At 68.5% G+C, this 24,719-nt stretch carries 27 protein-coding genes and 1 pseudogene; 6 read left to right on the top strand and 22 right to left on the bottom strand.

Annotation, left to right across the window (positions count from 1 at the left end):
* The 7 genes from VHB27_RS20285 to VHB27_RS20255 all read right to left on the bottom strand — a co-directional run.
* Window positions 1–122 (bottom strand): 30S ribosomal protein S2 (locus VHB27_RS20285; protein WP_325603962.1); only part of this gene is annotated, 122 nt, incomplete at its 3' end.
* 277 nt (window positions 123–399) lie between these two features.
* A complete protein-coding gene (locus VHB27_RS20280; RefSeq protein WP_325603960.1) occupies window positions 400–813 on the bottom strand; it encodes a type II toxin-antitoxin system VapC family toxin in 414 nt (137 codons plus the stop codon).
* Window positions 810–1,058, bottom strand: coding sequence for a FitA-like ribbon-helix-helix domain-containing protein (locus tag VHB27_RS20275; protein ID WP_325603958.1), 249 nt, complete (start codon window positions 1,056–1,058; stop codon window positions 810–812). The genes VHB27_RS20280 and VHB27_RS20275 overlap by 4 nt, the downstream gene beginning before the upstream one ends.
* Window positions 1,046–1,381 carry a type II toxin-antitoxin system VapC family toxin gene (locus tag VHB27_RS20270; RefSeq protein ID WP_325603956.1) on the bottom strand — a complete coding sequence of 112 codons (336 nt, stop codon included), beginning with the start codon at window positions 1,379–1,381 and terminating at the stop codon, window positions 1,046–1,048. Before VHB27_RS20270 ends, VHB27_RS20275 begins: the two co-directional genes overlap by 13 nt.
* Before the next feature lies 1 nt (window position 1,382).
* On the bottom strand, window positions 1,383–2,240 hold the full coding sequence (locus tag VHB27_RS20265) for an alpha/beta hydrolase-fold protein (protein ID WP_325603954.1): 858 nt from the start codon (window positions 2,238–2,240) through the stop codon (window positions 1,383–1,385).
* 2 nt (window positions 2,241–2,242) lie between these two features.
* On the bottom strand, window positions 2,243–2,704 hold the full coding sequence (locus tag VHB27_RS20260; protein ID WP_325603952.1) for a nitroreductase family deazaflavin-dependent oxidoreductase: 462 nt from the start codon (window positions 2,702–2,704) through the stop codon (window positions 2,243–2,245).
* Between the two features lie 61 nt (window positions 2,705–2,765).
* Window positions 2,766–4,073 carry an MFS transporter gene (locus VHB27_RS20255; protein WP_325603950.1) on the bottom strand — a complete coding sequence of 436 codons (1,308 nt, stop codon included), beginning with the start codon at window positions 4,071–4,073 and terminating at the stop codon, window positions 2,766–2,768.
* 173 nt (window positions 4,074–4,246) lie between these two features.
* Between VHB27_RS20255 and VHB27_RS20250 the strand changes: the two genes are divergently transcribed.
* Both VHB27_RS20250 and VHB27_RS20245 read left to right on the top strand, forming a co-directional pair.
* Window positions 4,247–5,317: a TauD/TfdA family dioxygenase gene (locus VHB27_RS20250; protein ID WP_325603948.1), complete on the top strand. Its 1,071-nt coding sequence runs from the start codon at window positions 4,247–4,249 to the stop codon at window positions 5,315–5,317.
* The gene (locus VHB27_RS20245; protein WP_325603946.1) at window positions 5,314–6,099 is read left to right on the top strand and encodes an SDR family NAD(P)-dependent oxidoreductase; all 786 of its coding nucleotides are present in this window, start codon (window positions 5,314–5,316) and stop codon (window positions 6,097–6,099) included. The genes VHB27_RS20250 and VHB27_RS20245 overlap by 4 nt, the downstream gene beginning before the upstream one ends.
* A 177-nt stretch (window positions 6,100–6,276) precedes the next feature.
* Here VHB27_RS20245 and rplI read toward each other — a convergent pair whose 3' ends face one another.
* The 7 genes from rplI to VHB27_RS20210 form a co-directional block, all read right to left on the bottom strand.
* Window positions 6,277–6,831, bottom strand: coding sequence for a 50S ribosomal protein L9 (gene rplI / locus VHB27_RS20240; protein WP_325603944.1), 555 nt, complete (start codon window positions 6,829–6,831; stop codon window positions 6,277–6,279).
* A 12-nt stretch (window positions 6,832–6,843) separates the two neighbouring features.
* Window positions 6,844–7,119: a 30S ribosomal protein S18 gene (gene rpsR / locus VHB27_RS20235; protein WP_325603942.1), complete on the bottom strand. Its 276-nt coding sequence runs from the start codon at window positions 7,117–7,119 to the stop codon at window positions 6,844–6,846.
* 6 nt (window positions 7,120–7,125) lie between these two features.
* A complete protein-coding gene (rpsF, locus tag VHB27_RS20230) occupies window positions 7,126–7,593 on the bottom strand; it encodes a 30S ribosomal protein S6 (protein ID WP_325603940.1) in 468 nt (155 codons plus the stop codon).
* A 330-nt stretch (window positions 7,594–7,923) separates the two neighbouring features.
* Entirely contained in the window at window positions 7,924–8,208 is a 285-nt protein-coding gene (locus VHB27_RS20225; protein ID WP_325603938.1) for a (2Fe-2S)-binding protein, read from the bottom strand.
* Entirely contained in the window at window positions 8,208–9,377 is a 1,170-nt protein-coding gene (locus tag VHB27_RS20220) for a M20 aminoacylase family protein (RefSeq protein ID WP_325603936.1), read from the bottom strand. The genes VHB27_RS20225 and VHB27_RS20220 overlap by 1 nt, the downstream gene beginning before the upstream one ends.
* Window positions 9,378–9,403: 26 nt before the next feature.
* Entirely contained in the window at window positions 9,404–10,573 is a 1,170-nt protein-coding gene (locus tag VHB27_RS20215) for a M20 aminoacylase family protein (RefSeq protein ID WP_325603934.1), read from the bottom strand.
* A complete protein-coding gene (locus tag VHB27_RS20210; RefSeq protein WP_325603932.1) occupies window positions 10,570–11,739 on the bottom strand; it encodes a M20 aminoacylase family protein in 1,170 nt (389 codons plus the stop codon). The genes VHB27_RS20215 and VHB27_RS20210 overlap by 4 nt, the downstream gene beginning before the upstream one ends.
* Window positions 11,740–11,842: 103 nt before the next feature.
* Between VHB27_RS20210 and VHB27_RS20205 the strand changes: the two genes are divergently transcribed.
* Window positions 11,843–12,793, top strand: coding sequence for an alpha/beta fold hydrolase (locus tag VHB27_RS20205; RefSeq protein ID WP_325603930.1), 951 nt, complete (start codon window positions 11,843–11,845; stop codon window positions 12,791–12,793).
* A 16-nt stretch (window positions 12,794–12,809) separates the two neighbouring features.
* Here VHB27_RS20205 and VHB27_RS20200 read toward each other — a convergent pair whose 3' ends face one another.
* The 4 genes from VHB27_RS20200 to VHB27_RS20185 all read right to left on the bottom strand — a co-directional run bounded on the left by VHB27_RS20200 (window position 12,810) and on the right by VHB27_RS20185 (window position 16,467).
* Window positions 12,810–13,382, bottom strand: a complete 573-nt coding sequence (locus VHB27_RS20200) for a phosphatase PAP2 family protein (RefSeq protein WP_325603928.1) — start codon at window positions 13,380–13,382, stop codon at window positions 12,810–12,812.
* A 137-nt stretch (window positions 13,383–13,519) separates the two neighbouring features.
* Complete coding sequence (locus VHB27_RS20195) at window positions 13,520–14,284, bottom strand: enoyl-CoA hydratase/isomerase family protein (protein ID WP_325603926.1); 765 nt, start codon at window positions 14,282–14,284, stop codon at window positions 13,520–13,522.
* A 92-nt stretch (window positions 14,285–14,376) separates the two neighbouring features.
* On the bottom strand, window positions 14,377–15,255 hold the full coding sequence (locus tag VHB27_RS20190; protein WP_325603924.1) for an archaeosortase/exosortase family protein: 879 nt from the start codon (window positions 15,253–15,255) through the stop codon (window positions 14,377–14,379).
* Between the two features lie 177 nt (window positions 15,256–15,432).
* Window positions 15,433–16,467 (bottom strand): FemAB family XrtA/PEP-CTERM system-associated protein, encoded by a 1,035-nt coding sequence (locus VHB27_RS20185; protein WP_325603922.1) that lies wholly within the window; start codon window positions 16,465–16,467, stop codon window positions 15,433–15,435.
* 515 nt (window positions 16,468–16,982) lie between these two features.
* On the opposite strand from VHB27_RS20185, the gene VHB27_RS20180 reads away from it, so the two are divergent.
* Window positions 16,983–18,026: a hypothetical protein gene (locus VHB27_RS20180; protein ID WP_325603920.1), complete on the top strand. Its 1,044-nt coding sequence runs from the start codon at window positions 16,983–16,985 to the stop codon at window positions 18,024–18,026.
* A 6-nt stretch (window positions 18,027–18,032) separates the two neighbouring features.
* Here VHB27_RS20180 and VHB27_RS20175 read toward each other — a convergent pair whose 3' ends face one another.
* From VHB27_RS20175 to tpiA, 4 genes and pseudogenes are all read right to left on the bottom strand, one after another.
* The gene (locus VHB27_RS20175) at window positions 18,033–18,353 is read right to left on the bottom strand and encodes a DUF167 domain-containing protein (protein WP_325603918.1); all 321 of its coding nucleotides are present in this window, start codon (window positions 18,351–18,353) and stop codon (window positions 18,033–18,035) included.
* Window positions 18,350–19,981, bottom strand: a complete 1,632-nt coding sequence (locus tag VHB27_RS20170; protein WP_325603916.1) for a CTP synthase — start codon at window positions 19,979–19,981, stop codon at window positions 18,350–18,352. The genes VHB27_RS20175 and VHB27_RS20170 overlap by 4 nt, the downstream gene beginning before the upstream one ends.
* A gap of 274 nt (window positions 19,982–20,255) precedes the next feature.
* Window positions 20,256–20,615: pseudogene (gene secG / locus VHB27_RS20165) on the bottom strand (preprotein translocase subunit SecG); the annotation flags it as partial.
* 100 nt (window positions 20,616–20,715) lie between these two features.
* Complete coding sequence (tpiA, locus tag VHB27_RS20160; RefSeq protein WP_325603914.1) at window positions 20,716–21,453, bottom strand: triose-phosphate isomerase; 738 nt, start codon at window positions 21,451–21,453, stop codon at window positions 20,716–20,718.
* Between the two features lie 277 nt (window positions 21,454–21,730).
* On the opposite strand from tpiA, the gene VHB27_RS20155 reads away from it, so the two are divergent.
* Together VHB27_RS20155 and VHB27_RS20150 are read left to right on the top strand one after the other, a co-directional pair.
* Window positions 21,731–23,650, top strand: coding sequence for a peptidylprolyl isomerase (locus VHB27_RS20155; protein ID WP_325603912.1), 1,920 nt, complete (start codon window positions 21,731–21,733; stop codon window positions 23,648–23,650).
* A gap of 9 nt (window positions 23,651–23,659) precedes the next feature.
* Window positions 23,660–24,719 (top strand): anthranilate synthase component I family protein (locus tag VHB27_RS20150; RefSeq protein ID WP_325603910.1); only part of this gene is annotated, 1,060 nt, incomplete at its 3' end.

Below are 24,719 nucleotides of genomic sequence, written 5' to 3'. Positions count from 1 at the left end.
TGGACCTGGTTGCGGGTGCCGTAGAGGAACGGCGCCATCCGCGGGTTCCAGCGGCGGGTGTGGTGGCCGAAGTGAACGCCAGCTTCGAGAAGCTGACGCATGGAGAAATCTGGCATCGCCATGGGCGTGCGTGTCCTTTCCAGTCGTCCGGTTGTGCCTCCGCGGGGTCTGGCTTTCGCCACCGGGCTTCCAGGGGTTGAGGCTGGAAAGGGTCCCCGCGTGCGGATTTGCCCGCTGCCGGGGGTCCGGCTTCGGGCTGGCGGGGTATGGGGGATTTTGGGGGGGAATGCAAGGGGGTTGGGGATCTTCCAGGGCTGCGCAGTCACCCGGGTTGCTTGATCTGCAAAAGTCCGCGTCGAATCTCGGATTCAGGGGCGGGATCGCTAGCCCCCGCATTTGTTACTTATAAGTAATACACTGGACCCCGACCACCAACTCCCCCGCCATCCGCCGAACCAGCCGCTCATCCGCCGTCACCATCGGCACTCCACGCTGCTCCGCCAGTGCCACATACAGCGCATCATAAACCGTCACCATCCGCGCCACCGCGATCTCGAACGCCCGAGGCATCAGCGTCGCAATCGGGGTCTCCGCAATTGGCGCTCTCATCAGCACCGCCATTCGCTCCCTGGCATCCGCCTCGGTCAGATCGCCCTGAAACACCTTGGACCACAGCACATTGACCGCCTCCGCCCGCCAGTGATCCGGCGCGTACAGCGCGTCATACGCCAGCAGCAACGCCGCCTCCGCGCTGTGCTGCTCCTCCACCACCCATTTCGCGGCAACCGAAGCGTCGACGACCGCCGCCTTCACGCATCGGCCTTCAGGTGATTCCGGTCCCGATCCCGCCGCACGAGATCGGCGCTGTCCGACACCTGGGGCGGCGTCCGAGCGCGCAACCGAGCGGCAGCCTCGGCGAACGTTTCGATCTCCGAGCGGAGAGCTTCCTCCAGGAGAGCACGATGTTCCGCCTCCGCGGCCCGCCCCTTGCGCGCGGCCCGCTGCTTCAGAGCCTGGATGATCGCATCGTCCAGGCCACGGACGATCAGTTGACCCATGAGGCCTCCAGAATGCTATCAATTGACGATAGCATTGCCGAACACACCAGCGCAACCACCAAAAACCCGCAAACCACCCGAACCGGCCCCGGATACGCCGCCAGCCGCGCATCCTCCGTCAGCAGCGTCACCCCCTCCACCGCCGCCTGAGCCACCAGCGACCGGTCGAACGGATCCCGGTGCACCGCCGGCAACTGCGCGACCGCGGCGGTATGGGACGCCATGACCGGCACCTGCTCATACCCCGCATCCACCAGTCCCCGCCAAACCACGCTCGGGTCCGCCTCGAAAGCCGGCCGGCCGAGCGCGCGTTTGATCGCCACCTCAAGCCCGCTGCCCGAACAGCCACCCCCAGACCTCCGGCCGCTCATACCAGGTGTGCCAGACATCGTGCCCCAGCCCCGGGTCCTCGGTGTACCGGAACCCCGGCGCCCCGCCCAGCAGCCGCGCCATCGTCCGGTCCCAGTCCAACCCGACCTCATGGTCCTGCCCGCCATGGATCGCCCAGATCGGCACCCCCCGCAGCACCTTCGCTGCCGCCTCGGGGTCCGCCACGCCGTCCCGGCCCGCCAGCACCAGCCCGGCGGCGAACACGTGCCCCTTGTCCCCCGTCCGCGTGTTGTAGTGGATCAGCATGTCCCAAGCCCCCATGCCGCCCATCGAGTTGCCCGTGACGTAAGTCCGGTCAGGGTCGCCATGGTACTGGGCCGAGGCCTGGCGCAGCGCGGCGATGGCCGCGTCCTCCTCCACCGGCGCGGTGCGCTTGCCGCCGAAATTGGCGCCGCGGTCCTGCCGCTGGTCCAGCACCGGCACCACGACGATGGCGGCGTAGTCCCGGCGGAACCAGGGCTTGGCGAACCAGCCCTCCACCTCGTGCAGCAGCGCGTCGGGATCGTTGCCCATCAGGTACTGGTGCAGGTACAGCACCGCCGGATAGCGGCGGGCCGGGTCATAGGCCTCGGGCAGCAGGACCCGGTACGGCAGGCCGTCGGCCTCGCCGCTCAGCCAGTGCATCTGCGGCATGGGACGGTCGATCCAGCGGCGGACGGCGGTGCCGATCCCGACCACCGCCAGTACGCCCAGCCCCAGCGCCAGGGCGATGCCGAGGCCGCTGCCTCTACCCGTGCCGTTCCCGGAACGATCGAAGCGGGGCCCGTCCGACCGCAGACGGGCCCACACCATCCTCAGACGGCGGGCTCCAACAGCAGGACCGGGATCTCCCGCTCCGTCTTCTTCGCGTAATCCGCGTAAGGCGGCCAGAACTTCAGCGCCTTCTCCCACAGCCGCTGCCGTTCGGGGCCGGTCACCGTCACCGCCTTGGCGTGCAGGTGCCTGGTGCCCACCTGCACCTCCACCTGCGGGTTGCTCTGGATGTTCTTGTACCAGCCCGGATGGTCCGGCGCCCCGCCCTTGGAGGCGACGATGATGTAGCGGCCGTTATCCTCGCCATAGAACAGCGGGAAGATGTACTTCTCCCCCGACTTCCGCCCCGTGGTGGTCAGCAGCAGGGCCGGCACATGCATCTCGGCGTAGCCGGGCGGCGTGACGGTGTAGACATGCCCCTCCTTCCCGCCGCTGGACATATAGGCGTTGGCATGGTCCACCATCCACTTCGGCAGGTTCGGCGCGAGTTTGGCTTCGCTCATGACGATTCTCCTTCACATCAAAGGATCGGGGCGGAACGGCGATCTTCAAGCCCCCCTATCCTCACGCCGCCGGCAGGGCCAGGCCGGGCATCGCTTCGCTCAGGTCGACCGGGCGCTGCACGACCAGCAGGTAGATCAGCGCCGACCCGATCCCGACAACGCCCGCCAGCACCAGCGCGGGGACGAAGGAATGCGTGACCTCCACGATGAAGCCGGTGATCATCGGCGCCAGCGCACCGCCCAGGAAGCCGCCGAAATTCTGCATCCCGCCCAGGGAGCCCACGCCCTTCGCCGGCGCGGCCACCACCGCCAGGGCCCAGATCGTCGCCCCCGACATGTTGCCCAGGAACATCGACACCGTGATGCACACCACCGCGATCGTGTTGGACGGCACCAGCGCGGCCAGCACGGTGAACGCCGCCATCCCGACCATCCCGATCACGATCGGCAGCTTGCGGCTGTTGATCGGTGAAAACCCGCCGGCCATCAGCCGGTCGCAGAACCAGCCGCCGAACAGGCTGCCGATGAACCCCGCGACATAGGGGATCGAGGCGACGATGCCGGTATGGGCGATCGTCATGTGCCGCTGGATCTCCAGATACCCCGGCAGCCAGGCGGCATAGAGCCAGATCATGTAGCCCGACCCGAAATTCCCGAAGATCATCCCCCAGGTGGTGCGGAAGCGGAACAGGCTGGCCCATTCCGACAGCGAGACCGCCTCGCCGGCCGTATCGTCCTCGCCCTCCAGCAGATAGCGCGTCTCCTCGGCGTCCAGGCCGCGCCGGGACGGGTCGCGATAGACGAAGAACCACACCACGCCGACCACGATGCCGACGAGGCCGATGACCACGAACATCATCCGCCAGCCCACGCTCAGCATCAGCCCGGTCAGCAGCGGCGGCGCGATGGCGGGCCCCAGCGTGGAGGCGGAGTTGAAGATGCCCGTCGGCGTGCCGCGGTCACGGACGTTGAACCAGTTGCGCACCACGCGCGCGCCCAGCGGGAACTGGGGCGATTCGCCGATCCCCAGGAAGATGCGCGTCCAGACGAACTGCGTCATGGAGGTCACGCCGCCCACCGCCGCCTGCGCCACCGACCAGATGATGACGCCGATCCCCAGCAGCCAGCGCGGCCCCAGCCGGTCGATCAGCGCCCCCACCGGAAGCTGGCACAGCGCATAGGTCCACAGGAAGATCGACAGCAGCACCCCCATCTCCCCGATCGACAGGCCCAGGTCCGCCCGGACCAGCGGGTTGGCGATCGAGAGCGCCACGCGGTCGACGTAGTTCACCGCACCGGTGATCAACAGCATCGCGACCGCGGCGCGCTGGAACGTCTTGACCCGCGCGGAGGCGGTGAGTGGGGACATGTTGTTTCCTCCAGGATTCTGGATTCACGACGCTGTTCCCTGGCGCCGCCGCTGACAAGGCCTGAAAGACCCGTCGACGTGATCGTTACCATAAAGACATCCGGCCGCGGTTCGGGCCGCCGGCCTTGCCCCTGCCCCCGATCCGCGCATGATGCCGCCGGAGGGGACCCGATATGCCGCACGAAAACCGACGCGCCGCCTGGCTGGTCCAGGACCTGGACGCCGATCGAAGCTGGATCTGCACACTGGACGGCAAGGCCCGGACGGACCTGACCGCCGCCGTCCGCAAGGCCTGCACGCCCGACCGCCCGCTGCTCGACTACCGCCGCGCGGACTTCGACCTCGGCGCTGCCGGGCCGACCATCGCGGCGGCGTTGCAGCAGGTCCGGGACGGCACCGGCTTCGCCATCCTGCGCGGCATGCCAAGGGCCGAACTGACGGCCACCGAGTTCGAGCTGCTCACCTGGGCCATCGGCCTTCACACCGGCGTCGCTCGGCCGCAGGGCAAGGCGAGCCAGTACCTGTCGGCGGTCCGGGATGCCGGGACGACGTATCGGTCGGGCAAGGGACGCGGCTATTCCTCCAACGCCGACCTCGACTTCCATACCGATAGCGCCGACATCGTGCTGCTGACCTGCTACAACGTCGCCCGTTCGGGCGGGCAGAGCCTGGTGTCCAGCTCCGTCACCGCACATGACATTCTGGCCAAGGAACGACCCGACTTGGCCGAGTTGCTGCACCAGCCTTATTATTTCAGCCGCCAGCAGGAGCAGGCGCCGGACGAGCCGGCCTGCTATCCGAACCCGGTCTATGACGAGAAGGACGGGCTGCTGTTCAGCAAATGGAACCGCAACCGCCTGAACTCGGCCCAGGCGATCGAGGGCGTGCCGCAACTGACCGCGATGCAGAAGGAAGCGCTGGAGCGGCTTGACGAAATCCTCCGCCGGCCGGATGTGTGCTACAGCATGTATCTACAGCCGGGCGATATGCAGATCCTGAACAACCACGTCACCCTGCACTCCCGCACCGAGTTCGAGGATCACGACGATCCTGCCCTGAAGCGCTGCCTGTTCCGGCTGTGGCTGGCCCCGCCCGACAGCGTCGCCCTGCCCGAAAGCTGGCGCCCCGCCTACCGTTCGGTTGCCGCCGGCAGCGTGCGCGGCGGCATCGTCGGCCAGGCCTATGACGCCACCCGCCAGGCTTACGAACGGCGGCAGGCCGCCGATCTCGGGATGGCGGCATGAGCGCCGCCAAGCTCGCCTCCCCCAAGGTCGCATTAGTCACCGGCGCCTCGCGCGGCATCGGGCGGGAGATCGCGCTGGCGCTGGCCGCCAAGGGGCTGTCGGTCTATCTGGCGGCCGACGGCACCGAGGCGGAGTTGGCCGACACCGTCGCTGCCGCAAAGGCGGGGGGCGCGCCGGAGGCTCGATGGACGATCGTCGACCTGGGCACGCCCGGCGAGGCGGAGCGGATGGTGGAAACCGCCCTGGCGGCCATGGGCCGGATCGACGTGCTGGTGAACAATGCCGGCATCCGCTGCCGCAAGCCGTTCGGCGCCTTCACCCGGGCGGACTTCGCGGCGCTGATCGAGGTCAACCTGGCCGCCGCGTTTTTCGCCAGCCAGGCGGTGCTGCCCGCCATGCGCGCCCAAAGGGACGGCAACGGGGTCGGCGGCCGGATCATCCACATCGCGAGCCAGCACGGCAGCGTGGCGTCGGAGGAAAACGCCCTCTACGGCACGACCAAGGCGGCGCTGATCCACCTGGCGCGCAACATGGCCTATGAGCTGGCGAAGGACGGCATCCAGGTCAACACGGTCAGCCCCGGCCCGATCGCCACCCAGTTCAACAAGGACACCTGGGGGACGATCCCCGGCAAGCTGGAGACGATGACCGCCCGCGTCCCCGCCGGCCGCATGGGCCGTCCGGAGGAAATCGCCGAAGCGGTCGCCTTCCTGGCGACCACGGACGGCAGCTTCATCCACGGCCACGACCTGGTGGTCGACGGGGGCTACATCATCCACTGACGCCGGGCACTGGCACGGGGAGCGGCAACGCGGGCGCGGGTGGAACTCCATCCACCACCCGTCGCGGCGGGGAAGGCGCCGGTGCCGCGCAGCTTGCTGTTCTCGGCGCCGCCGGGCCTTCGCCCATCGTGACGGGAGAGCCTAGAGGACCCTCCCGACAACCACGAGGAAGCGCCGTTACGCGGGCTGCTCGGTCTCCACGCCGAACCCTTCGGCCGGCGCCTCGTCTTCCTCGACGTTCGTCACCTGCTCGCCGCGCGCCTGCTTCTCCGCCTCTTCGGGGCTGCGGGCGACGTTGACGGTCACGTTGATATACACTTCCGGATGCAGCGACACGCGGACCTGGGTCAGGCCCAGCGTCTTGATCGGATGCTCCAGGATCACCTGGGAGCGGCCGATCGACAGCCCGCCGGCGGTGCAGCCATCGGCGATGTCGCGGGCCGAGACGGACCCGTACAGGCTGCCCGACTCACCCGCCTGGCGGATGATGATCACCGACATGCCCACAACGCGTTCGGCGATGCGTTCGGCTTCCTCGCGCCGCTTGAGGTTCTGTGCCTCAAGCTGGGCGCGCTGCTTCTCGAAGATCGCGAGGTTGTCCTTGCTGGCGCGCAGCGCCTTCTTCTGGGGCAGCAGGAAGTTGCGGGCGTAACCCGGCTTCACCTTCACCACATCGCCCATCTGTCCCAGCTTCTCGACGCGCTGGAGCAGGATCAGTTCAACGGCAGCCATCGAATTGGCTCCTTACGACACGACATAGGGCAGCAGGGCGAGGAACCGCGCGCGCTTGATCGCGACGGCGAGTTCCCGCTGCTTCTTCGCCGACACCGCGGTGATGCGGCTCGGCACGATCTTGCCGCGCTCCGACAGGAAGCGGGACAGCAGGCGCACGTCCTTGTAGTCGATCTTCGGCGCGTTCGGGCCGGAGAACGGGCAGGACTTGCGGCGGCGATAGAACGGACGGCGCGCGCCGACAGCGGTGCGGCGGGCGGCGGGATTGACTTCGGTCGTCTCGGACATGATCGATTACTCCTCGAATCCGCCGCGGAACTCTTCACCGCCCGTGTTGTCGCGGGCGCGGAATTCCTCACGGTCGTCGAAGCCCCGGCGGCGGCCGCTCTCGAACCGGCCGGTCGGCTTGGGGCCGCGGAAGCCGCGATCGCGCTCATCGGACTTGCGCGCCAGCACGGCGGACGGCCCTTCCTCGATCTCCTCGACGCGAAGGGTCATGAACCGCAGCACGTCTTCGTTCAGGCCCAGCTTGCGCTCCATCTCGAAGACGAAGGACGGCTTCGCGTCCAGGCCGAGCAGCAGGTAATGGCCCTTGCGGTTCTTCTTGATGCGGTAGGCGAGGCTGCGCAGACCCCAATACTCGTTCTTCTTGACGGCCCCGCCGTCGGCTTCGAGTTCGGTCTGGATGTCGGCGGCGATCTGCTCGACCTGCTGCTGCGTGACATCGTTCCGCGCGATCAGCACGGTTTCGTATAGCGGCATGTATGAACCCCCTATGGCTTGTCTCTGCCCCTGGACCGGATGGGTCGCACGTCCGGGATGGACGCGGGCATAGCCGGGGACGATGCCGTCGCCCCGGCAGGGAAGGCGCGGCGTAAAGCACGGATCGGCCGGGATTGCAATCGCGAAGTCACGCCGGCGACGACGGGACCGGGCCTGCAGGAACCCGATCGAGGCCCAAGGCACCGCCGGGACGGTCGCCAACCCGGCCGGCAGCTATCCGGGGATCGGCCGCTTTCCTCGTTCGGATCGACCCGCCCGGTCCCCGCCGCGGCCTCGTGCGGCAGGTCGCCCGGATGACGCGGGGCAGCACTATGGCAGTGCCTTCGCGCCCGCCTGCGTCCTGACATGCATGCCCTCCCGGACCTCGGTCATGCAGGTCTGCACATTGGCGACCCCGTCGACCTCCGCCAGGCACTCGAAGCAGGCGCCCATCATGCAATACGGCCCCCTGGGCGCGCCCGAGACCGCGGTCAGGCGCGTGGTCCTGACGCCGGCCGCCAGCAAGGCGACGGCGACGCTGTCGCCTTGGCGCGCCACGATCGGACGGTCGTCCCACCAGATCGTCACGCCTGAAACCGGCGGCCGCGTCAGCATCAGGCAGCCTGGCCTTTCGGCATCTTCTTCTCGACGATCGCCGAATACAGCGCGACGCCGTAGGGGATGATCTCGTCGTTGAAGTCGTACAGGTGGTTGTGCAGCGCCGCCGAGGTGCCGTTGCCCAGGTTGACGTGCGCGCCGGGCACCTGTTCCATCATGAAGCTGAAATCCTCCGACCCCATGCCGGGCGGCGCGTCGCGGCGGATGTTCTCCTCGCCCACCAGCGCGGCGGCGGCGTCGCCATAGGCGATGGCCTCGGCCTCGTTGTTGACCATCGGGGCGAAGATGATGCGGAAATCCACCTCTGCCTCGGCGCCGAAGCCGGCGGCGACGCTGGTCACCAGGCGGCGCATGTTGGTTTCGACCGTCTCCATCACCTCCCGCTTCATCGCGCGCACCGTGCCGGCCATGACCGCGTGCTGCGGGATGACGTTATAGGCGTCGCCGGACTGGATGCGGGTGATGCTGAGTACCGCCGTGTCCATCGCGGCGATGTTCCGGGACACGATCGATTGCAGCGCCGCGCCGATATGGCAGGCGACCAGCACGGGATCGACGCTGAACTGCGGATTGGCGCCGTGCGCCCCCTTCCCCGTGATGCGGATGTCGAAGAACGCGCCGCCCGCCGCGCGGGCCGAGGGACCGGTGATGAACTTGCCCACCGCCAGGCCGGGGCGATTGTGCATGCCATAGACGGCATCGCAGGGGAAACGATCGAACAGGCCGTCCTTCAGCATCTCCAGCGCGCCGCCCAGGCCTTCCTCGGCGGGTTGGAAGATGAAGTTGACGGTGCCGTTGAAATTCCGCGTCTCCGCCAGGAACTTCGCCGCGCCCAGCAGCATGGTGGTATGGCCGTCATGCCCGCAGGCGTGCATCTTGCCGGGGTTCTGGCTGGCATGGGGCAGGCCGGTCGCCTCCAGGATCGGCAGCGCGTCCATGTCCGCGCGCAGCCCGACCGCAGCCTGGCCGTTGCCGTTGCGCAGCACGCCCACGACGCCGGTCTTGCCGACGTTGCGGTGCACCTCGATCCCCCATTCCGCCAGCTTCGCCGCCACAAGGTCCGCCGTCCGGTATTCCTCCAGCCCCAGTTCGGGATGGGCGTGGATGTCGCGGCGGATGGCGGTCAGTTCGTCCTGGTAGCCGAGGATACGATCGGGAATGGTCATGCGTCTGTCCTGAAGGTTGAATACGGTCAGTCGTTGGTACCCTTGGGCAGTTTCCCCTCGGCGACCAAGGCGTAGAGCGCGACACCGTGCGGGATCGCCTCATCGTTGAAGTCGTAATGGTCGTTATGAAGCTGGGCGGTGTCGCCGTTGCCCAGGAAGATATGCGCGCCGGGGACCTGCTCCATCATGAAGCTGAAATCCTCCGATCCCATCTCGGGTTCGGCGTGGCGCTCGACGCCGGCCTCGCCGGCCAGGGCGACGGCGGCTTCGGTCAGGGCATCGGTCTCCGCCGGGTCGTTCACCGTGGGGGCAAAGCGCAGGTCGAAGTCGAGCCGCGCCTGCGCGCCGAAGCCGGCGGCGATGCTTTCGGTCAGGCGGCGCATGTTCTGCTCCACCAGCGTCATGACGTCGCGGGAAAAGGCGCGCACGGTGCCGGACAGGACGGCGGTCTCGGGAATGACGTTGTAGGCTTCGCCCGTCCGCATGCGGGTGACGCTGACCACCGCCGTCTCCATCGCGGCGACGTTGCGCGAGACGATCGATTGCAGCGCCGTCGTCAGGTGCGCCGCGGCCAGCACCGGGTCGACGGATTCGTGCGGCCGAGCGCCGTGGGCGCCCTTGCCGGTGATGTGGATGTCGAAGAAGGCGCCGCCGGCGAGCCTGGCGCCCGGGCTGAGCTTGAAATGCCCGACCGGCAGCCCGGGCCAGTTGTGCATGCCGTAGACGGCGTTGCAGGGGAAACGATCGAACAGGCCGTCCTTCAGCATCTCCAGCGCGCCGCCCAGGCCTTCCTCGGCGGGCTGGAAGATGAAGTTGACCGTACCGTTGAAGTTCCGCGTCTCCGCCAGGTACTTTGCCGCGCCCAGCAGCATGGTCGTGTGGCCGTCATGGCCGCAGGCGTGCATCTTGCCGCCGTTGCGGCTGGCGTAGTCCAGGCCGGTCGCCTCCACGATCGGCAGTGCATCCATGTCCGCGCGCAGCCCGACCGCAGCTTGGCCGTTGCCGTTGCGCAGCACGCCCACGACGCCGGTCTTGCCGACGTTGCGATGCACCTCGATCCCCCATTCCGCCAGCTTCGCCGCCACGAGGTCCGCCGTGCGGTGCTCCTCCAGTCCCAGTTCGGGATGCGCATGGATGTCGTGGCGGACGGCAGCCAACTCGTCCTGGTAGCTTCGGGCGCGATCGAGTGGGGTCATGCTTCGGTCCTCAGTTTCCGTTCGGCGATCTCCGCGAACAGCGCCGCCGCATAGGGGATCGCTTCATCGTTGAAATCGTAACGATGATTATGCACCCCGGCGCTTGGCCCGTTGCCGAAATGGACATGCGCGCCGGGCACCACCTCCATCATCGCGCCGAAATCCTCGGATGCCATCGTGGGCGGCATCTCGCGGAACACGCGGTTGGGACCGGTCACCGCCTCGGCGGCGTCGGCGTAGAGCGCGGCCTCGGCCTTGTCGTTGATCACCGGAGCGAACAGCCGGCGGAACGCGACCTCGGCCTCGGCGCCGAAGCCGGTGGCGACGCTGGTGGCCAGGCGGCGCATGTTGGTTTCGATCGTTTCCATGATCGCGGTCTTGAAGCAGCGGACCGTGCCGGCCAGCACCGCCGTCTCGGGCACCACGTTATAGGCGTCGCCGGACTGGATCCGGGTCACGCTGAGCACCGCCGCGTCCTGCGCCGGCAGGTTGCGCGACACGATCGTCTGCAGCGCGGTGGCCAGGTGCGCCGCGACCATCACCGGGTCGATGCCCTCGTTGGGCCGCGCGCCGTGGGCCCCTTTGCCGGTGATGTGGATATCGAAGAAGGCGCAGCCCGCGAAGCGCGCGCCGCTGGAGGACACGAACCGCCCCACGTCCAGCCCCGGACTGTTGTGCAGGCCATAGATCGCGTCGCAGGGAAAGCGCTGGAACAGCCCGTCCTTCAGCATCGCCTCGGCGCCGCCCAGGCCTTCCTCGGCGGGCTGGAAGATCAGGTTGACGGTGCCGTTGAAGTTCCGCGTTTCCGCCAGGTATTTCGCTGCGCCCAGCAGGATCGTCGTATGGCCGTCATGCCCGCAGGCATGCATCACGCCGGGGGTCCGGCTGGCGTACGGCAGGCCGGTCGCCTCCTGGATCGGCAGCGCGTCCCTGTCCGCGCGCAGCCCGATCGCGGCCTGGCCGTTGCCGTTGCGCAGCACGCCCACCACGCCGGTCTTGCCGACGTCGCGATGCACCTCGATCCCCCATTCCGCCAGTTTCGCCGCCACCAGGTCCGAGGTCCGGTATTCCTCCATCCCCAATTCCGGGTGCGCGTGGATGTCTCGCCGGATCGCCGCCAGTTCCTCCTGGTAGGCGCGGATGCGGTCGAGCTTGGCGTCGGTCATGCAGGTCCCGTGGCGGTTGCGTCCGAGCGCCCATTGTAAGCCGCTCTTGTCAGACGGAAAGGGGCAGGCTCTTGTTTCCGCCGGGAACGGAGACGCTGAACCGATGTACCTGAATATCTTCGCCGACACGACGGCCCCGCTGGACATGACGGGGACCGACGAGTTCCGCAGCCTGCTCGCCAGCGCCGCCGACCTGGGCATCCCGCATGCGCCGGACGTTCCCTACGCGTCCTGCAACATCGTGCTGCGGCGGATGCGGTTCCACTTCCTCGCCTGGGGCCGGCCCGATGCGCCGCCGATCGTGCTGCTGCATGGCGGGCACCAGTCGGCGCATTCCTGGGACCTGGTCAGCCTGTCGCTGGCACGCCGCTACCGCGTGCTGGCGCTCGACCAGCGCGGCCACGGCGACAGCGAGTGGTCGCGCGACGTCGCCTATGCCAACCACGAGATGTCGCTGGACGCCGAGGCCTTCATCACCGCCATGGGGCTGGAACGCCCGGTGCTGGTCGGCCACTCGATGGGCGGGCGGAACGCGATGCTGCTGACGCGGCGGTCGCAGCACCTGCTGCGTGCCTTGGGGATCGTCGATGTCGGGCCGGAAGTGTCGGAGAAAGGCCGAGCGGCGATCGCCGGGTTCGTGCAGGCGGCGCAGGAGTTCGACGACCTGGAGCATTTCGTCCGCAAGGTCCGCGAATACGACCCGTACCGGTCCCGGGCGCATATCGAGCGGACGGTGAAATACAACATGCTGGAACGCGCGGACGGGAAATACGTCAGTAAATGCGATTCCAACCCGCGCCGCCTGGGCATCGTCCGCGGCACCGGGCCGATGGAAAACATCACGCTCGACGACGCTCGGTCCTTCGACCTGCCGGTATTGCTGGTCCGCGGGGGCGATTCGAACATCCTGGAGGCCGACGCGGCGGAACGCTTCGCGGCGGCGCTGCCGCAAGGGCGGCTGGTGACGGTGCCGAAGGCCGGCCACAACGTCCACGGGGCGAATACGAAGGGGTTCCTGGAGGCGTTGGAGGGGTTTTTGGAGGCGGTGGCGTAAGGCCCCGCCCCTTCCGCTAATCCGGTGCGTGGGCGGTCAGATCCGGCTGCATCGGCATCTCGGTCGCGCGGCAGGCCGGGATGAACCAGGCCGCCTGGTATGCGGTCTGCCGGATCGCGGCCTCCGCCGGCAGGTGCATGCCGTGGAACAGCAGCGCCACCACCGCGACCACCGCGAACAGCGGCATCGGCCGAAGCTGCGGCGGAGGGCCGGCAAAGCGGATCAGCGCCGCCGCGCCACACATGCCGATACCGGCGCCGATACATACCTCGGGGAAGGAGTGCATGTGCAGCACCAGCCGCGAGATCCCGATCCCGATCGCGGCCATCAGGGCGGCGGGCAGGATACTGGCCTTGCGCCTCGTCAGCAGCACCGCCAGCCCGCCGGTCACCACCGTCGCCGCCGCCACGTGGCCGCTGGGACTGTTGATGTGCCACGGCCCGAAAACCGGCGTGCACGACAGGAACATCAGCTTCAGCACCAGGGTCGCCAGGAAGGTGCAGCCGACGACGACGAGCCAGAGCAGCGCGCCGCGGCGCCACCCTTGGGCGAAGAGGACAACGGCCACTGCCATGATCAACGGCAGCATGACAGCCTGGTCAGCGAAGTCGGTCAGGAAGCGCACAGCGGGGCTTTAGCGGAAATCGGTTAAGAAAACGTCTATTTTTCGCGTGACCGTCTTCACAAATGTTCAGACCCGCTGTTCGGACCTGCCAGGCACGCCATTCAGGCGCCTTGCCAGTTGGGCGCACGCTTGGTCAGGAACGCGTCCATTCCTTCCCGGAAATCCTGGCTTTGGTAGCACATGCGGATCAGGTCCTCGTCCGGGGGCAGGCTGTCGCGCAGCCGGCGCAGCGCCTCCTTCGTCGCGCGCATCGTCAGCGGCGCGTGGCCCGCCAGCAGCGTGGCGAGTTCCGTGGCCCGAGCGTCCAAGGCCGGTTTGTCCGGCAGGACCTGGCTGACGAGGCCGGCCGACAGCGCCTCCTCGGCCGGGAACAGGCGGGCGGTGAAGATCATCTCGATCACCCGTGCCGGCCCGATCAGGGCCGAGAGGCGCGCGAGGTTGGACATCGACAGGCAGTTGCCCAGCGTGCGGGCGATCGGGAAGCCGAACCTGGCGTTGGCGGCCGCGATCCGGATGTCGCAGCCCGCGGCGATCGCCGCGCCGCCGCCGGTGCAGGCGCCGGCGATGGCGGCGACGGTCGGGACCGGGCACCGCTCGATCGCGCCGATCACCCGGTCGATCATCGCTTCGTACCGCAGCGCGTCCTCGGGCCCCGAGAAGGCGCGGAACTGGTTGATGTCGGTCCCGGCGGCGAACGCCTTGTCCCCCGCGCCGGTGACGACGATGGCGCGGACGTCGCCCGGGTCGGCCGCGATCGCGGCGAGGCGTTCGTACATCGCGAAGGTCATCGCGTTGCGCGCCTGCGGACGGTTGAGCGTCACGCGGCCGATGCCGCCTTCCGCCGTATAGATCAGATCGTCGGACATGAGCGGGTTCTAGAGCATGTTCGGCGTGACCGGAACCGCATCGTGGTCCGGCCAGGCCTTGCCGGGGCTTCCGGACCAGCGTCGCGCGAGGGTCACAGCGTGCCCGCGATCAAGGGGCCGATGCCCGCCAGCGCCAACACGACAAGGCCGGAGAGGACCATCGCCGCCATCTGGAACGGCAACCGCCCGACCAGCCAGCCCTCCAGGGGGCCCGGCTGGCGATAGGGCTGGCCGGTCTGGCGGAAAGGCAGGCCCAGCGCGATCAGGACCAGGACGATGACGGAGAAGATGGGCCAGCCGTTCAGGACCTGGGCGGCCGCCTCGGTGCCGCCGAGGGCGCGGCCCAGGCAAGGGACGCCCAACCCGTTGACGACGATCGGCGCCGCGACCGACGCCAGGACGAACAGCACCCGCCGCAGCGGCGCGCGGTACATCAGGATGGCGTAAAAGCAGCCGAAGGCGACGGCGGCGGCCAGGAACCGCGATCCGGCCTCGGGATCGAGGAAGGCGCCGAACGGCACCAGGACATAGAGATACAGCAGCGGCCCCGCCATCCGCCCCCAAAGCTCGCGCCCCAGGATGGAGACGAACAGCACCTGCGCGAAACTGACCGCGACCAGTTGCCGCCCTTCCATGGTCCCCAGCCGCTCGGCCGCCAGCCACGCGGCGGCGAGCGGCAGGCCCAGCGGCAGCGTGCGCCAGTCCGGGCGCGCGCACAGGCCCACGAGGTCCGACCTTCGGTCCCACAGCAGGTACAGCACGATCGGAACGACCAGGAAGCCGTGCGCATAGGCGGCGGAGGCGCACCATGTCCGCACCGCGGCCGCGACCTCCTGATGGAAGATCAGCCCCAGGCCCAGCAGGCCGCCACCCGTCGGCACGATCTGCCGGCGCAGTTCGGAACGCGTGATGCCGATGACGTCCTCACGCGGCGGCGTGAACCGAAGGGTGGAGAGGTCCATCCGGTTCATGGCGTTTCCGCGACCTTGGACACTCCTGTCGGTGCCGCGGTCCCGGAGGCACCAGGATGGACCCGGCGCCATGGAAGGACCGTCTCTCCCTCCCTGTCAAAGACCGCCTCTCCTCTCCCGTCCGGCCGGGGCACCGACCGTGCGCGCCGCCATGTCAGGGGGATCCCGCCCACCGCCTTACCCGATCCCGCGAGCCACGCGCGGCCCGATCGCGTTCGCGACCGGCAGCGGCAGGTGCTTCCAGGCCTTGTTGAGCAGCCGATGCCCGGCGTCCGGCCGATCGGCCTCCGGGACCGGATGGCCGGGCTTGGTGCGGATCGCGTCGTGCAGCGGCTGTGCCTGGAACCCCCACTCCTGCTTGGCGGCGAACGAGTCGGTCCCGATCCGGCTCCGGCCGAAATCGAACAGCCGGCAGCCGCGATCGGCCGCGCGGCGCATCACCTCCCAATACAGGAAATCGTTCGCCCCCAGGCCGAGCGCCGCCGCCGTCCCGCCGCCGTGATAAGGCAGCACCTCCTCGCGGAAATAGAAGTTCATGACGGATGCAACCGGTTTCTCCTTGTCAAAGACCGTGACGATATCGGCGTCCTTGCCGAACACTTCCATCAGGATCCGGAAATATCGCCGATGGAACGCCGGCACGCCGCGGTTCCGCATGCTCTCGGCATGGACCGCGTAGAACCGGTCGGCGTCGCGATCGGCGACCGAGGTCAGGCCGTTCCGCGTCGCCTGGCGCAGCTTCGCCCGCTGCGCGCACGGGATCGCTTGCATGTTGCGCTCGTGGTCCGCCTCGATCGCCGCGCGGAACGTGGCATACCGCGGCGGTCCCGGCACCCAGCCGTCCCACGACGGCGCCGGATCGCGGCAGCGGATCTCCAGCGCCGTCGCGGTCGACTCCCGCAGCAGCAGCCCCGCGTATTCCTCCAACTGGTCGGCGCTTTCCTGGTCCACCGCCAGCGGACCGCCATAGCCACGGAACGGCATCGAGATCATCGTGTCGCCGAACAGCCGCGTCTTGATCCAGACGAGCGGCATGATGCCGGTGACCTGGCCATCCCGTTCGGTGAAGTAATGAAGCGTGCGATGGCCGAACGCCGCCTCGATCGCCCGCGTCCAGCCCGAGAGGTGAAAGAACGTCCCGTTCGGCTGCGACAGGACGAACCGGTCCCATGCGCCGGCATATTTCGGGTTCAGAATACGGAACGCGAACATGATCAGGCCGCCGCGACGCCGGACACGTCGGTCGCCGCCCCGTCCGTCCGATCCCAGGCGAAACCCCGCACCAAGCGTCGCAACCCGTCCTCCATTCCCGACAGGTTGGTATAATGTCGCGGCCGAGACTTCCACCCCCTACCGCCAAGGCCCCTCGCGGGCGACGGACAACCTCGGGCGGCGTGCGGTCTCCGGCGCTCCGTGGCGGTGCGGACATCGCGGGGCGGACGTGCCGCCGGCCTTGGCGGCACGCAGGACACCGCGTCGCTTCGGCGCATTGTCGGGCGGCGGCGGATTCTCGTTCCCCCATAATAACTATGTATCCGGCGGCCGGTGTCTTTGCAGCCCGGCCGGACACAGGAGAAACCAAATCGGGGACGACCGTCCCGATCCCGGTCATGACGGGAAGAAACCGGGATATTGCCGTACCGACATCGGTCCGCACACGAAACCGTGAATGGCATGCCGGTCGCGAGTTTACGCATACTTCCGGAACGAAATCGGAGACGACCGTCATGTCCGATCAAACGGCGGGATTTCCCAATCCTTCGAATGCGTGGAACCAGGCGGCGGCGCCGTCCGCGCACCACTATCCGTTGCAGGTCCGCGACTACGGCCTGGGCACCGCGATCAGCCTGCTGGTGCGCAGCGCCCCCTATGCGGTCGCGCATTTCGGCATCCTGCTTGGATGCTCCGTCGCCGGCATCATCTGGCTGATCGTCATGTTCGGCGGCGCCGCCTGGCTGGGCACCCATATCGCCCACGTGTTCGGGATCGTCTGGTTCATCGGCTGCCTGGTCGGCATCGGCTGGCTGTGGGGCGCGGTCCTTCGCTACATGCTCCACCTGCTCACCTGCGGCCACGTCGCGGTGCTGACGGACCTGATCACCACGGGCCAGGTCGGCAACGGATCGGAATCGATGCTCGCCTATGGCAAGCGCGTCGTGCTGGCGCGCTTCGGCCAGGTGAACGCGCTGTACGGCCTGAACCTGATGGTGCGCGGCATCATCAACAGCTTCCACCGGACGCTGGACTGGATCGACCAGATCCTGCCGATCCCCGGGCTCGAATCGCTTGGTTCCCTCGTTGCGATGGTGTTGCGGGCGGCGACCCGCTACCTCGACAAAGTGATCCTCTCCTACAACCTCGCCCGCGGCGACGGCGATCCTTGGATCGGCGCCCGGCAAGGGCTTGTCTATTACGCGCAGAACGCGAAGCCGATCCTGATGACGTCGCTGTGGATCGTGGTGCAGGAACGGGTGCTGACCGTGATCGTCTGGCTGGTGATGCTGGCGCCCGCGGCGGCGATCACGGTGGCGCTGCCGCCGGTGATGCGGGAATCGGGCGGCGTGGTGACCCTGATCGTCGCGGTGATGCTGGCCTATGCGTTCCGCGCGGCGTTCATCAAGCCGCTGTTCCTGATCAAGATGATCATCCGCTACCATGGCCTGATCGAGAACCAGCCCATCAACCAGGCGTGGGATGAGCGGCTGGCGTCGATTTCCGACAAGTTCCGCACCTTGGGGACCTCGGCCGCCGCGGGATTCCGTCCGGTTTGATGGGGATCAGCCCAGCAGGCCCAAGCGGGCGGCGATGGTTTCGGGATCACCCGACACGAACAGGCGTTTCAGGCGTGACGATGCGCCTGCGCTGACCTGGACCGAACCGGGGGCGACGCCCAACAGCGCGGCGACGACGGCGCACACGGCCTGATTGGCTTTACCGTCCTCGGGCGGTTCGCTGACGGCGATCCGCAATCGCGGCCCGTCCGCCGACTCGACGACCCCCAGCACGCCGGGCTTGCGCGCACGCGGCTGCACCTTGACCGCGAGCCGGACGCCGTCCCCGGTGCTGGACCAGAACGCCGCCGCGGCCGGCGCGGTCACACCAGCCGAGCCTGCCGCACCGCCGCCTTGATGAAGTCGGCGAAGAGCGGGTGCGGATCGAACGGCTTCGACTTCAGTTCCGGATGATACTGGACGCCGACGAACCAGGAATGGCCCGGCAGCTCGATGATTTCCGGCAGCACCCCGTCCGGCGACATGCCGGAGAACCGCAGGCCCGTCGCCTCCAGCCTTTCGCGGTAGTTGACGTTGACCTCATACCGGTGCCGGTGCCGTTCGTGGATCAGGTCCGCGCCGCCATAGATCGAGCGGACCAGGCTGTCCTCCCCCAGCACCGCCGGATAGGCGCCCAGGCGCATCGTGCCGCCCTTGTCGTCGTCGGCGGTCCGCATCTCGACCGAATTGCCGCGCGACCATTCCGTCAGCAGGCCGACGACCGGCGTGTCGCAAGGCCCGAACTCGGTCGAGGAGGCGTCGTGCAGCCCCGCCAGGTTGCGCGCGGCTTCGATCACCGCCATCTGCATGCCGAAGCAGATGCCGAAGAACGGCACGTTGCGTTCGCGGGCGAAACGGACTGCCTCGATCTTGCCGGGCGTGCCGCGTTCGCCGAAGCCGCCGGGGACCAGGATGCCGTGCACGTCCTCCAGCCGCTGGACGGCGTCGGGCTGCTCGAAGATTTCGCTGTCCACCCAATCCAGCCGGACCTTCACCCGGTTGGCGATGCCGCCGTGCGACAGGGCCTCGCCCAGCGATTTATAGCTGTCGAGCAGGTTGGTGTATTTTCCAACCACCGCGATCCGCACCTCGCCTTCCGGCGTGCGGATCGTGTTCAGGATGCGCCGCCAGCGGGTCAGGTCGGGTTCGTCGTCGTGCGGCAGGCCAAAATGGCGCAGCACCTCGCGGTCCATGCCTTCCTGGTGATAGGCGATCGGCACCTGGTAGATCGTATCGACATCCAGGGCCGGAATGACCGCCTGCGCCCGGACGTTGCAGAACAGCGCGATCTTGCGCCGTTCGTTGTCGGGGATGGGCCGATCGCAGCGGCACAGCAGCATCTGCGGCTGGATGCCGACATTCAGCAGTTCCTTCACCGAATGCTGGGTCGGCTTGGTCTTCAGCTCCCCGGCGGACGGGATATAGGGCACCAGCGTCAGGTGCACGAACATCGACGCGCTCGGCCCCAGTTCGTTGCTGAGCTGGCGGATGGCTTCCAGGAAGGGCAGGCTTTCGATGTCGCCGACGGTGCCGCCGATCTCCACCAGCACGAAGTCGAAGGCCGCGGTCTCCCGCTGCACCGCTTCCTTGATGGCGTCGGTGATGTGCGGAATGACCTGCACCGTGGCGCCGAGATAGTCGCCCCGCCGCTCCTTGGCGATGACGTCGCGGTAGATGCGCCCGGTGGTGGCGTTGTCGAGCTGTGTCGCATGCACGCCGGTAAAACGTTCGTAGTGCCCGAGGTCCAGGTCCGTTTCGGCGCCGTCGTCGGTGACGAACACCTCCCCGTGCTGGTAGGGGCTCATGGTGCCGGGATCGACGTTCAGATACGGATCGAGCTTCCTCAGTTTGACCGAGTAGCCGCGCGCCTGCAGCAGCGCGCCAAGCGCGGCCGCGGCGATGCCTTTACCCAAAGAGGAGACCACGCCGCCAGTGATGAACACATATCGCGTCATGGGCGACCTTTATAGCGAGCCGAATCGGGGCGGGGGAAGCCCGCCCTGAGCAACACAAACATGCGAAGGACGATCAGTTCTTGGGTGCGGATGGTTCCGGCGCCGGCGACTTGGCGCTGGGCGGCGCCGTCGTCGTCGCGCTTCCGGTCGGGGCGGCCGCCGGCGCAGACGTCGCGGGGGCCGGCGCCGCAGGGGCCGGAACGGCCGGCGCGGGTGCGGGCGCGGGGGTTGCCGCCGGGGCTGGCGCGGGTGCCGGGGCCGATGTCGAGTTCGGCGCGGGTGTGGAGGGCGTCGGCGCCGGAACGGCGGGAGCCGTCGCCCCCGCCGGGGCTGGCGCCGGCGGGGTTGCCGGTGTCGCCGGCGCGCTGGTGGCGGGAAGATTGTCCAGGATCGACCGATGCACGCCGTTGCCCTTGTTCAGCATCGCCAGCAGCATCGACAGCGCCATGAAGACGATCGCCAGGATCGCCGTCGTCCGCGTCAGCAGGTTCGCCGTCCCGCGCCCCGACATGAACGACCCCATGCCCTGCGAGGTGCCGATGCCCAGTCCGCCGCCCTCGCTGCGCTGGATCAGCACGACGCCGATCAGCAGAAGGGTCACGAACAGGTGGACGATCAACAGGACGGTGCTCAACGCGGGGAACCTTCAAACCGTGGCGGCGGCTTCGGAAGCCGGGACGCAGGACGGGGCGCGCCGCCCAAGGTCGTTCGGCGGCACGCCCGACGCGCGCCTCTTAGCCGGACACGGCGGCGCGGGCAATCGCCAGAAAATCATCGGCCTTCAGGCTCGCTCCCCCGACCAGAGCGCCCCCCACCTCCGGGAGCGCCAGAAGCGAGCCGGCATTGGCCGGCCGGACCGATCCGCCATAGAGGATGCGCACCCCTGCCCCGGCCGCGCCCAGCAGGCGCAGAAGCTCCCGGCGGATGCAGCCATGCATGGCCTCGACATCGGCCTCGGTCGCAGTCTTGCCGGTGCCGATCGCCCAGACCGGCTCATAGGCGACAACGCCGGGAAACGGCGTCGGCAGACTGCCCGCAAGCTGGCCCGCGACCACGCTCTGCTCTTCTCCCACCGACCGGTGGGCTTCGGTCTCACCGACGCAGACGATGGGGGTCAGGCCGGCCTCGATCGCCGCCACGGTCTTCGCGCGCACCTGGGCGTCGGTCTCGTGATGGTCGTGCCGCCGTTCGGAGTGCCCGAGGATCACGAACGTCGCGCCCGCGTCGCGCAGCATGGGGGCCGCGATGTCCCCGGTATGGGCGCCCTGCTTGGCGGCATGGCAATCCTGGCCGCCGACCGCGACCGGCGTGCCTTTCAACGCCGCGGCCACCGCCGCCACGTGCAGCGCCGTCGGGCAGACCAGCAGCTCGGCCGCGATCCCGCCCGCCCCGGCCGCGACCCCTTCGGCGAGGGCCACTGCCTCCCGCATCAGGCAGTGCATTTTCCAGTTGCCGGCGATCAGTTGGCGCATGTCCGTTTCCCGTCTGAGAGTCTTGCCTGGCGTCTGCCACCTGGCGTCTTCCGCCCGGTATGTCCCGCTTGTTACGTCCCGCGTGGCACACACCACCTGGCATCCGCCGTCCGGCGCCCGGACCAGCCGCCCGTGATGGCGCGGTCCGGACGGATTACGCTTCGTTTATCGGGCGGGACGCCTGCGTCAAGCCTCGGTTGCGAAGACCGCTGGCCTTGTGACCGCCACCCGCCTATACGGGCGCCCTGTCCGTTCATGCAGGGACCGCACGGGTCGAATGATCTCCTCTCTACGCCGCCTGACCGAGTCCTGGCCCGCCCGTATCTTCTTTGGAATCACGGCGATCGCCTTCATCGGCTGGGGCATCGGCGGCAATCTGGGCCAGCTTCTGGGCGGGCAGCCGACATGGGTCGCCAAAGTGGACGGGGAGACGATCGACATCCCCGCCTTCCAGGCCCAGTTCCAGCGCGCCGTGGCCACGGCCTCGGCCAAGCTGCAGCCGGGCCAGGACATCGGCACCGACCAGCGCCGCCAGATCGGCGAGGAGACGCTGAACCAGATGATCGGCGAAGCCGTGATGACGCACGAGCTCAGCCGCCTGCGCGTCGTCACCCCGAACGCGGCGCTGCTGGCGGCGGTCCAGGGCATGCCTGCCTTCCAGAACAAGGCCGGGCAGTTCGACAAGGCACAGTTCGAGACCATCCTGCAGAGGAACGGCTTCACCGAGGACCGCTTCCTGAACGTGCTGCGCGCCGATGTCGCGCAGCGCCAGTTGCTGTCGGCCGTGGACAGCAACGTCGCCGCCCCGGATACCGAGGTGAAGGCGCTGTATGAGACGGAGTTCGAGAAGCGGTCCGTCGACATGGCGGACTTCCCGCTTTCGGCCGCGCCGGAGCCGGCCGCGCCGGCCGATTCGGTGCTGCATCGCTGGTACGACAACCATCCCGACCTCTATCGCACCCCGGAATACCGCCGCATCAAGGCGGTGGAGCTGTCGCCCGAATCGCTCGCCTCGGAGATCAAGGTCACCGACGACGAACTGCACGCCTATTACGACCAGCACAACTCCGAGTTCGTCACCCAGCCGCTCCGTTCGGCGCAGGTGATCTCGGCGCCGGATGAGGCCAAGGCGCAGGCGCTGGCCACCAAGTGGCGCGGCGGCGCGGACTGGGCCGCGATGCAGCAGGCGGCGCAGGCCGGCGGGGCCAGCGCGATCGAGCAGGACAACGCGACGCCGGTGCAGTTCCCCGATCCGGACCTGGCGAAGGCGGTGTTCTCCGCCACCGCCGTCAACGCCGTCTCCGACCCGGTCAAGGGCGCGCTGGGCTGGTTCGTGGTCAAGGTGACCAAGATCGTCGCCGGCGGGGAGACCACGTTCGACCAGGCCAAGGACACGATCCGCAACCGCGTCGTGGCCGGCAAGGCCACCGACCTTCTGTATGAGCGGGCGAACAAGGTCGACCAGCTCCTGGGCAACGGGGCGTCGCTGGACGACCTGCCCGGCGATCTGGGCCTGGTGGGCGTCACCGGCACGCTGGACGCCGACGGCAATACCGAAACCGGCACGCCCGCCCCGATCCCCGGCCCGGCGGCCCTGCGCGCGGCGATCGTGAAGGCCGCCTTCGACACCCAGCCCAATACGCAGCCGGAACTGACCGAAGTGCCCACGCCCTCCAACGGCGCCTCGGCCTATTACGCGCTGGTGGTGGAGGCGGTGACGCCGCCCGGCACGAAACCCTATGACGCGGTGAAGGACAGCGTGCTGGCGGACTGGAAGGACGACCAGCGGCGGCGGGCGGAGAATGTCGCGGCGACCGCGATGATGACCGCGGTGCAGGGCGGCAAGTCGTTCTCCGACGCCGCCACCGTGGCCGGCGTCACCCCTCACCTCTCGCCGCTGCTGACCCGGGACGGCAGCGACCCGTCGGTCCCGCCCACCCTGGTGCGGGTGATGTTCGGCCTGAAGCCGCACGAAGCGACGATGGTGGAAACCGCCAACGGCTTCGTCGTCGCGCAACTGGTGGAGGTCCGGAAGCCGGACGCCGCCAAGGACAAGGCGGGATATGAGGAAGCCCGGTCCGCCGTCGCCCGCTCCATCGGCAACGACGTCGGCACCGTCTTCGCCCAGGCGCTGCGCGAGCGGGCCAATCCCCGGATCAACCAGCGCAACTTCGACAACGTTGTACAGCCGCATTAAAGAGGAACCATGAACGCGCACGCCTCACCCGGTTTCGTCGCCTTCCGGTCTGCCTATGAGCAGGGACGCGGCCACCTGGTCTGGCGCAAGACCGTCGCCGACCTGGAGACGCCGGTCGCCGCGTTCCTGAAGCTTGCGCACGGGCAACCGAACGCCTTCCTGCTGGAAAGCGTGGAGGGTGGGGCGGCGCGCGGCCGCTATTCCATCATCGGCATGCGGCCCGACCTCGTATGGCGCTGCGTGGACGGCAGGGCTTCGGTGAACCGCCACGCGCTGTCGGCGCCGCATGCGTTCGTGGCGGAGGCGAAGGCGCCGCTGGAGAGCCTGCGCGGCCTGATCCAGGAGACCCGGCTGGACGTGCCGGCGCATCTGCCGCCGATGGCCGGCGGGCTGGTCGGCTACCTGGGCTACGACATGGTCCGGCAGATGGAAAAGCTGCCGGAGAAGAACCGCGACGTGATCGGGGTGCCGGAAGGCATCATGATGCGTCCGACGCTGTTCGCCATCTTCGACAACGTCAACGATGAGCTGTCGCTGGTCACGCCGGTCTATCCGACCGGCGACGCGACGGCCGAGATCGCGTGGGAGCGTGCGCAACACCGGCTGGACGACGCCGAGGCGGCGCTGCAAAGGCCCCTGCCCCACCCGCCGCCGCCGGTGATGCTGCCCGACCCGCCGGCCCCGTCGTCGAATGTCTCGAAAGAGGACTTCCTGGCGGCCGTGGCACGCTGCAAGGAGTACATCGCCGCCGGCGACGCATTCCAGATCGTGCTGTCGCAGCGCTTCTCGGTGCCGTTCGCCTTGCCGCCGTTCAGCCTGTACCGCGCGCTGCGGCGGATCAACCCGGCGCCGTTCCTGTTCTTCCTGGATTTCGGCGGGTTCCAGATCATCGGCTCCTCGCCCGAGGTGCTGGTGCGGCTGCGCGACGGGATGGTGACGATCCGTCCCCTGGCGGGCACGCGGCGCCGTGGCGCGACGCACGAGGAAGACCAGGCGCTGGAGCAGGAGCTATTGGCCGATCCCAAGGAACGGGCCGAGCACCTGATGCTGCTGGACCTGGGCCGCAACG

The sequence above is a fragment of the Rhodopila sp. genome (assembly GCF_035548235.1).
In the GTDB taxonomy this organism is placed as follows: Bacteria; Pseudomonadota; Alphaproteobacteria; order Acetobacterales; family Acetobacteraceae; genus Rhodopila.
This window is presented reverse-complemented; position numbering and strand designations above follow the sequence as displayed.

Excerpts from the sequence above, each read along its gene's own strand:
- VHB27_RS20275 (WP_325603958.1), bottom strand. The coding sequence starts at position 1,058 with ATGGGTCAACTGATCGTCCGTGGCCTGGACGATGCGATCATCCAGGCT.
- VHB27_RS20265 (WP_325603954.1), bottom strand. The coding sequence starts at position 2,240 with ATGGTGTGGGCCCGTCTGCGGTCGGACGGGCCCCGCTTCGATCGTTCC.
- VHB27_RS20260 (WP_325603952.1), bottom strand. The coding sequence starts at position 2,704 with ATGAGCGAAGCCAAACTCGCGCCGAACCTGCCGAAGTGGATGGTGGAC.
- VHB27_RS20255 (WP_325603950.1), bottom strand. The coding sequence starts at position 4,073 with ATGTCCCCACTCACCGCCTCCGCGCGGGTCAAGACGTTCCAGCGCGCC.
- VHB27_RS20250 (WP_325603948.1), top strand. The coding sequence starts at position 4,247 with ATGCCGCACGAAAACCGACGCGCCGCCTGGCTGGTCCAGGACCTGGAC.
- VHB27_RS20245 (WP_325603946.1), top strand. The coding sequence starts at position 5,314 with ATGAGCGCCGCCAAGCTCGCCTCCCCCAAGGTCGCATTAGTCACCGGC.
- rplI (WP_325603944.1), bottom strand. The coding sequence starts at position 6,831 with ATGGCTGCCGTTGAACTGATCCTGCTCCAGCGCGTCGAGAAGCTGGGA.
- rpsR (WP_325603942.1), bottom strand. The coding sequence starts at position 7,119 with ATGTCCGAGACGACCGAAGTCAATCCCGCCGCCCGCCGCACCGCTGTC.
- rpsF (WP_325603940.1), bottom strand. The coding sequence starts at position 7,593 with ATGCCGCTATACGAAACCGTGCTGATCGCGCGGAACGATGTCACGCAG.
- VHB27_RS20225 (WP_325603938.1), bottom strand. The coding sequence starts at position 8,208 with ATGCTGACGCGGCCGCCGGTTTCAGGCGTGACGATCTGGTGGGACGAC.
- VHB27_RS20220 (WP_325603936.1), bottom strand. The coding sequence starts at position 9,377 with ATGACCATTCCCGATCGTATCCTCGGCTACCAGGACGAACTGACCGCC.
- VHB27_RS20215 (WP_325603934.1), bottom strand. The coding sequence starts at position 10,573 with ATGACCCCACTCGATCGCGCCCGAAGCTACCAGGACGAGTTGGCTGCC.
- VHB27_RS20210 (WP_325603932.1), bottom strand. The coding sequence starts at position 11,739 with ATGACCGACGCCAAGCTCGACCGCATCCGCGCCTACCAGGAGGAACTG.
- VHB27_RS20205 (WP_325603930.1), top strand. The coding sequence starts at position 11,843 with ATGTACCTGAATATCTTCGCCGACACGACGGCCCCGCTGGACATGACG.
- VHB27_RS20200 (WP_325603928.1), bottom strand. The coding sequence starts at position 13,382 with ATGCTGCCGTTGATCATGGCAGTGGCCGTTGTCCTCTTCGCCCAAGGG.
- VHB27_RS20195 (WP_325603926.1), bottom strand. The coding sequence starts at position 14,284 with ATGTCCGACGATCTGATCTATACGGCGGAAGGCGGCATCGGCCGCGTG.
- VHB27_RS20190 (WP_325603924.1), bottom strand. The coding sequence starts at position 15,255 with ATGAACCGGATGGACCTCTCCACCCTTCGGTTCACGCCGCCGCGTGAG.
- VHB27_RS20185 (WP_325603922.1), bottom strand. The coding sequence starts at position 16,467 with ATGTTCGCGTTCCGTATTCTGAACCCGAAATATGCCGGCGCATGGGAC.
- VHB27_RS20180 (WP_325603920.1), top strand. The coding sequence starts at position 16,983 with ATGTCCGATCAAACGGCGGGATTTCCCAATCCTTCGAATGCGTGGAAC.
- VHB27_RS20170 (WP_325603916.1), bottom strand. The coding sequence starts at position 19,981 with ATGACGCGATATGTGTTCATCACTGGCGGCGTGGTCTCCTCTTTGGGT.
- tpiA (WP_325603914.1), bottom strand. The coding sequence starts at position 21,453 with ATGCGCCAACTGATCGCCGGCAACTGGAAAATGCACTGCCTGATGCGG.
- VHB27_RS20155 (WP_325603912.1), top strand. The coding sequence starts at position 21,731 with ATGATCTCCTCTCTACGCCGCCTGACCGAGTCCTGGCCCGCCCGTATC.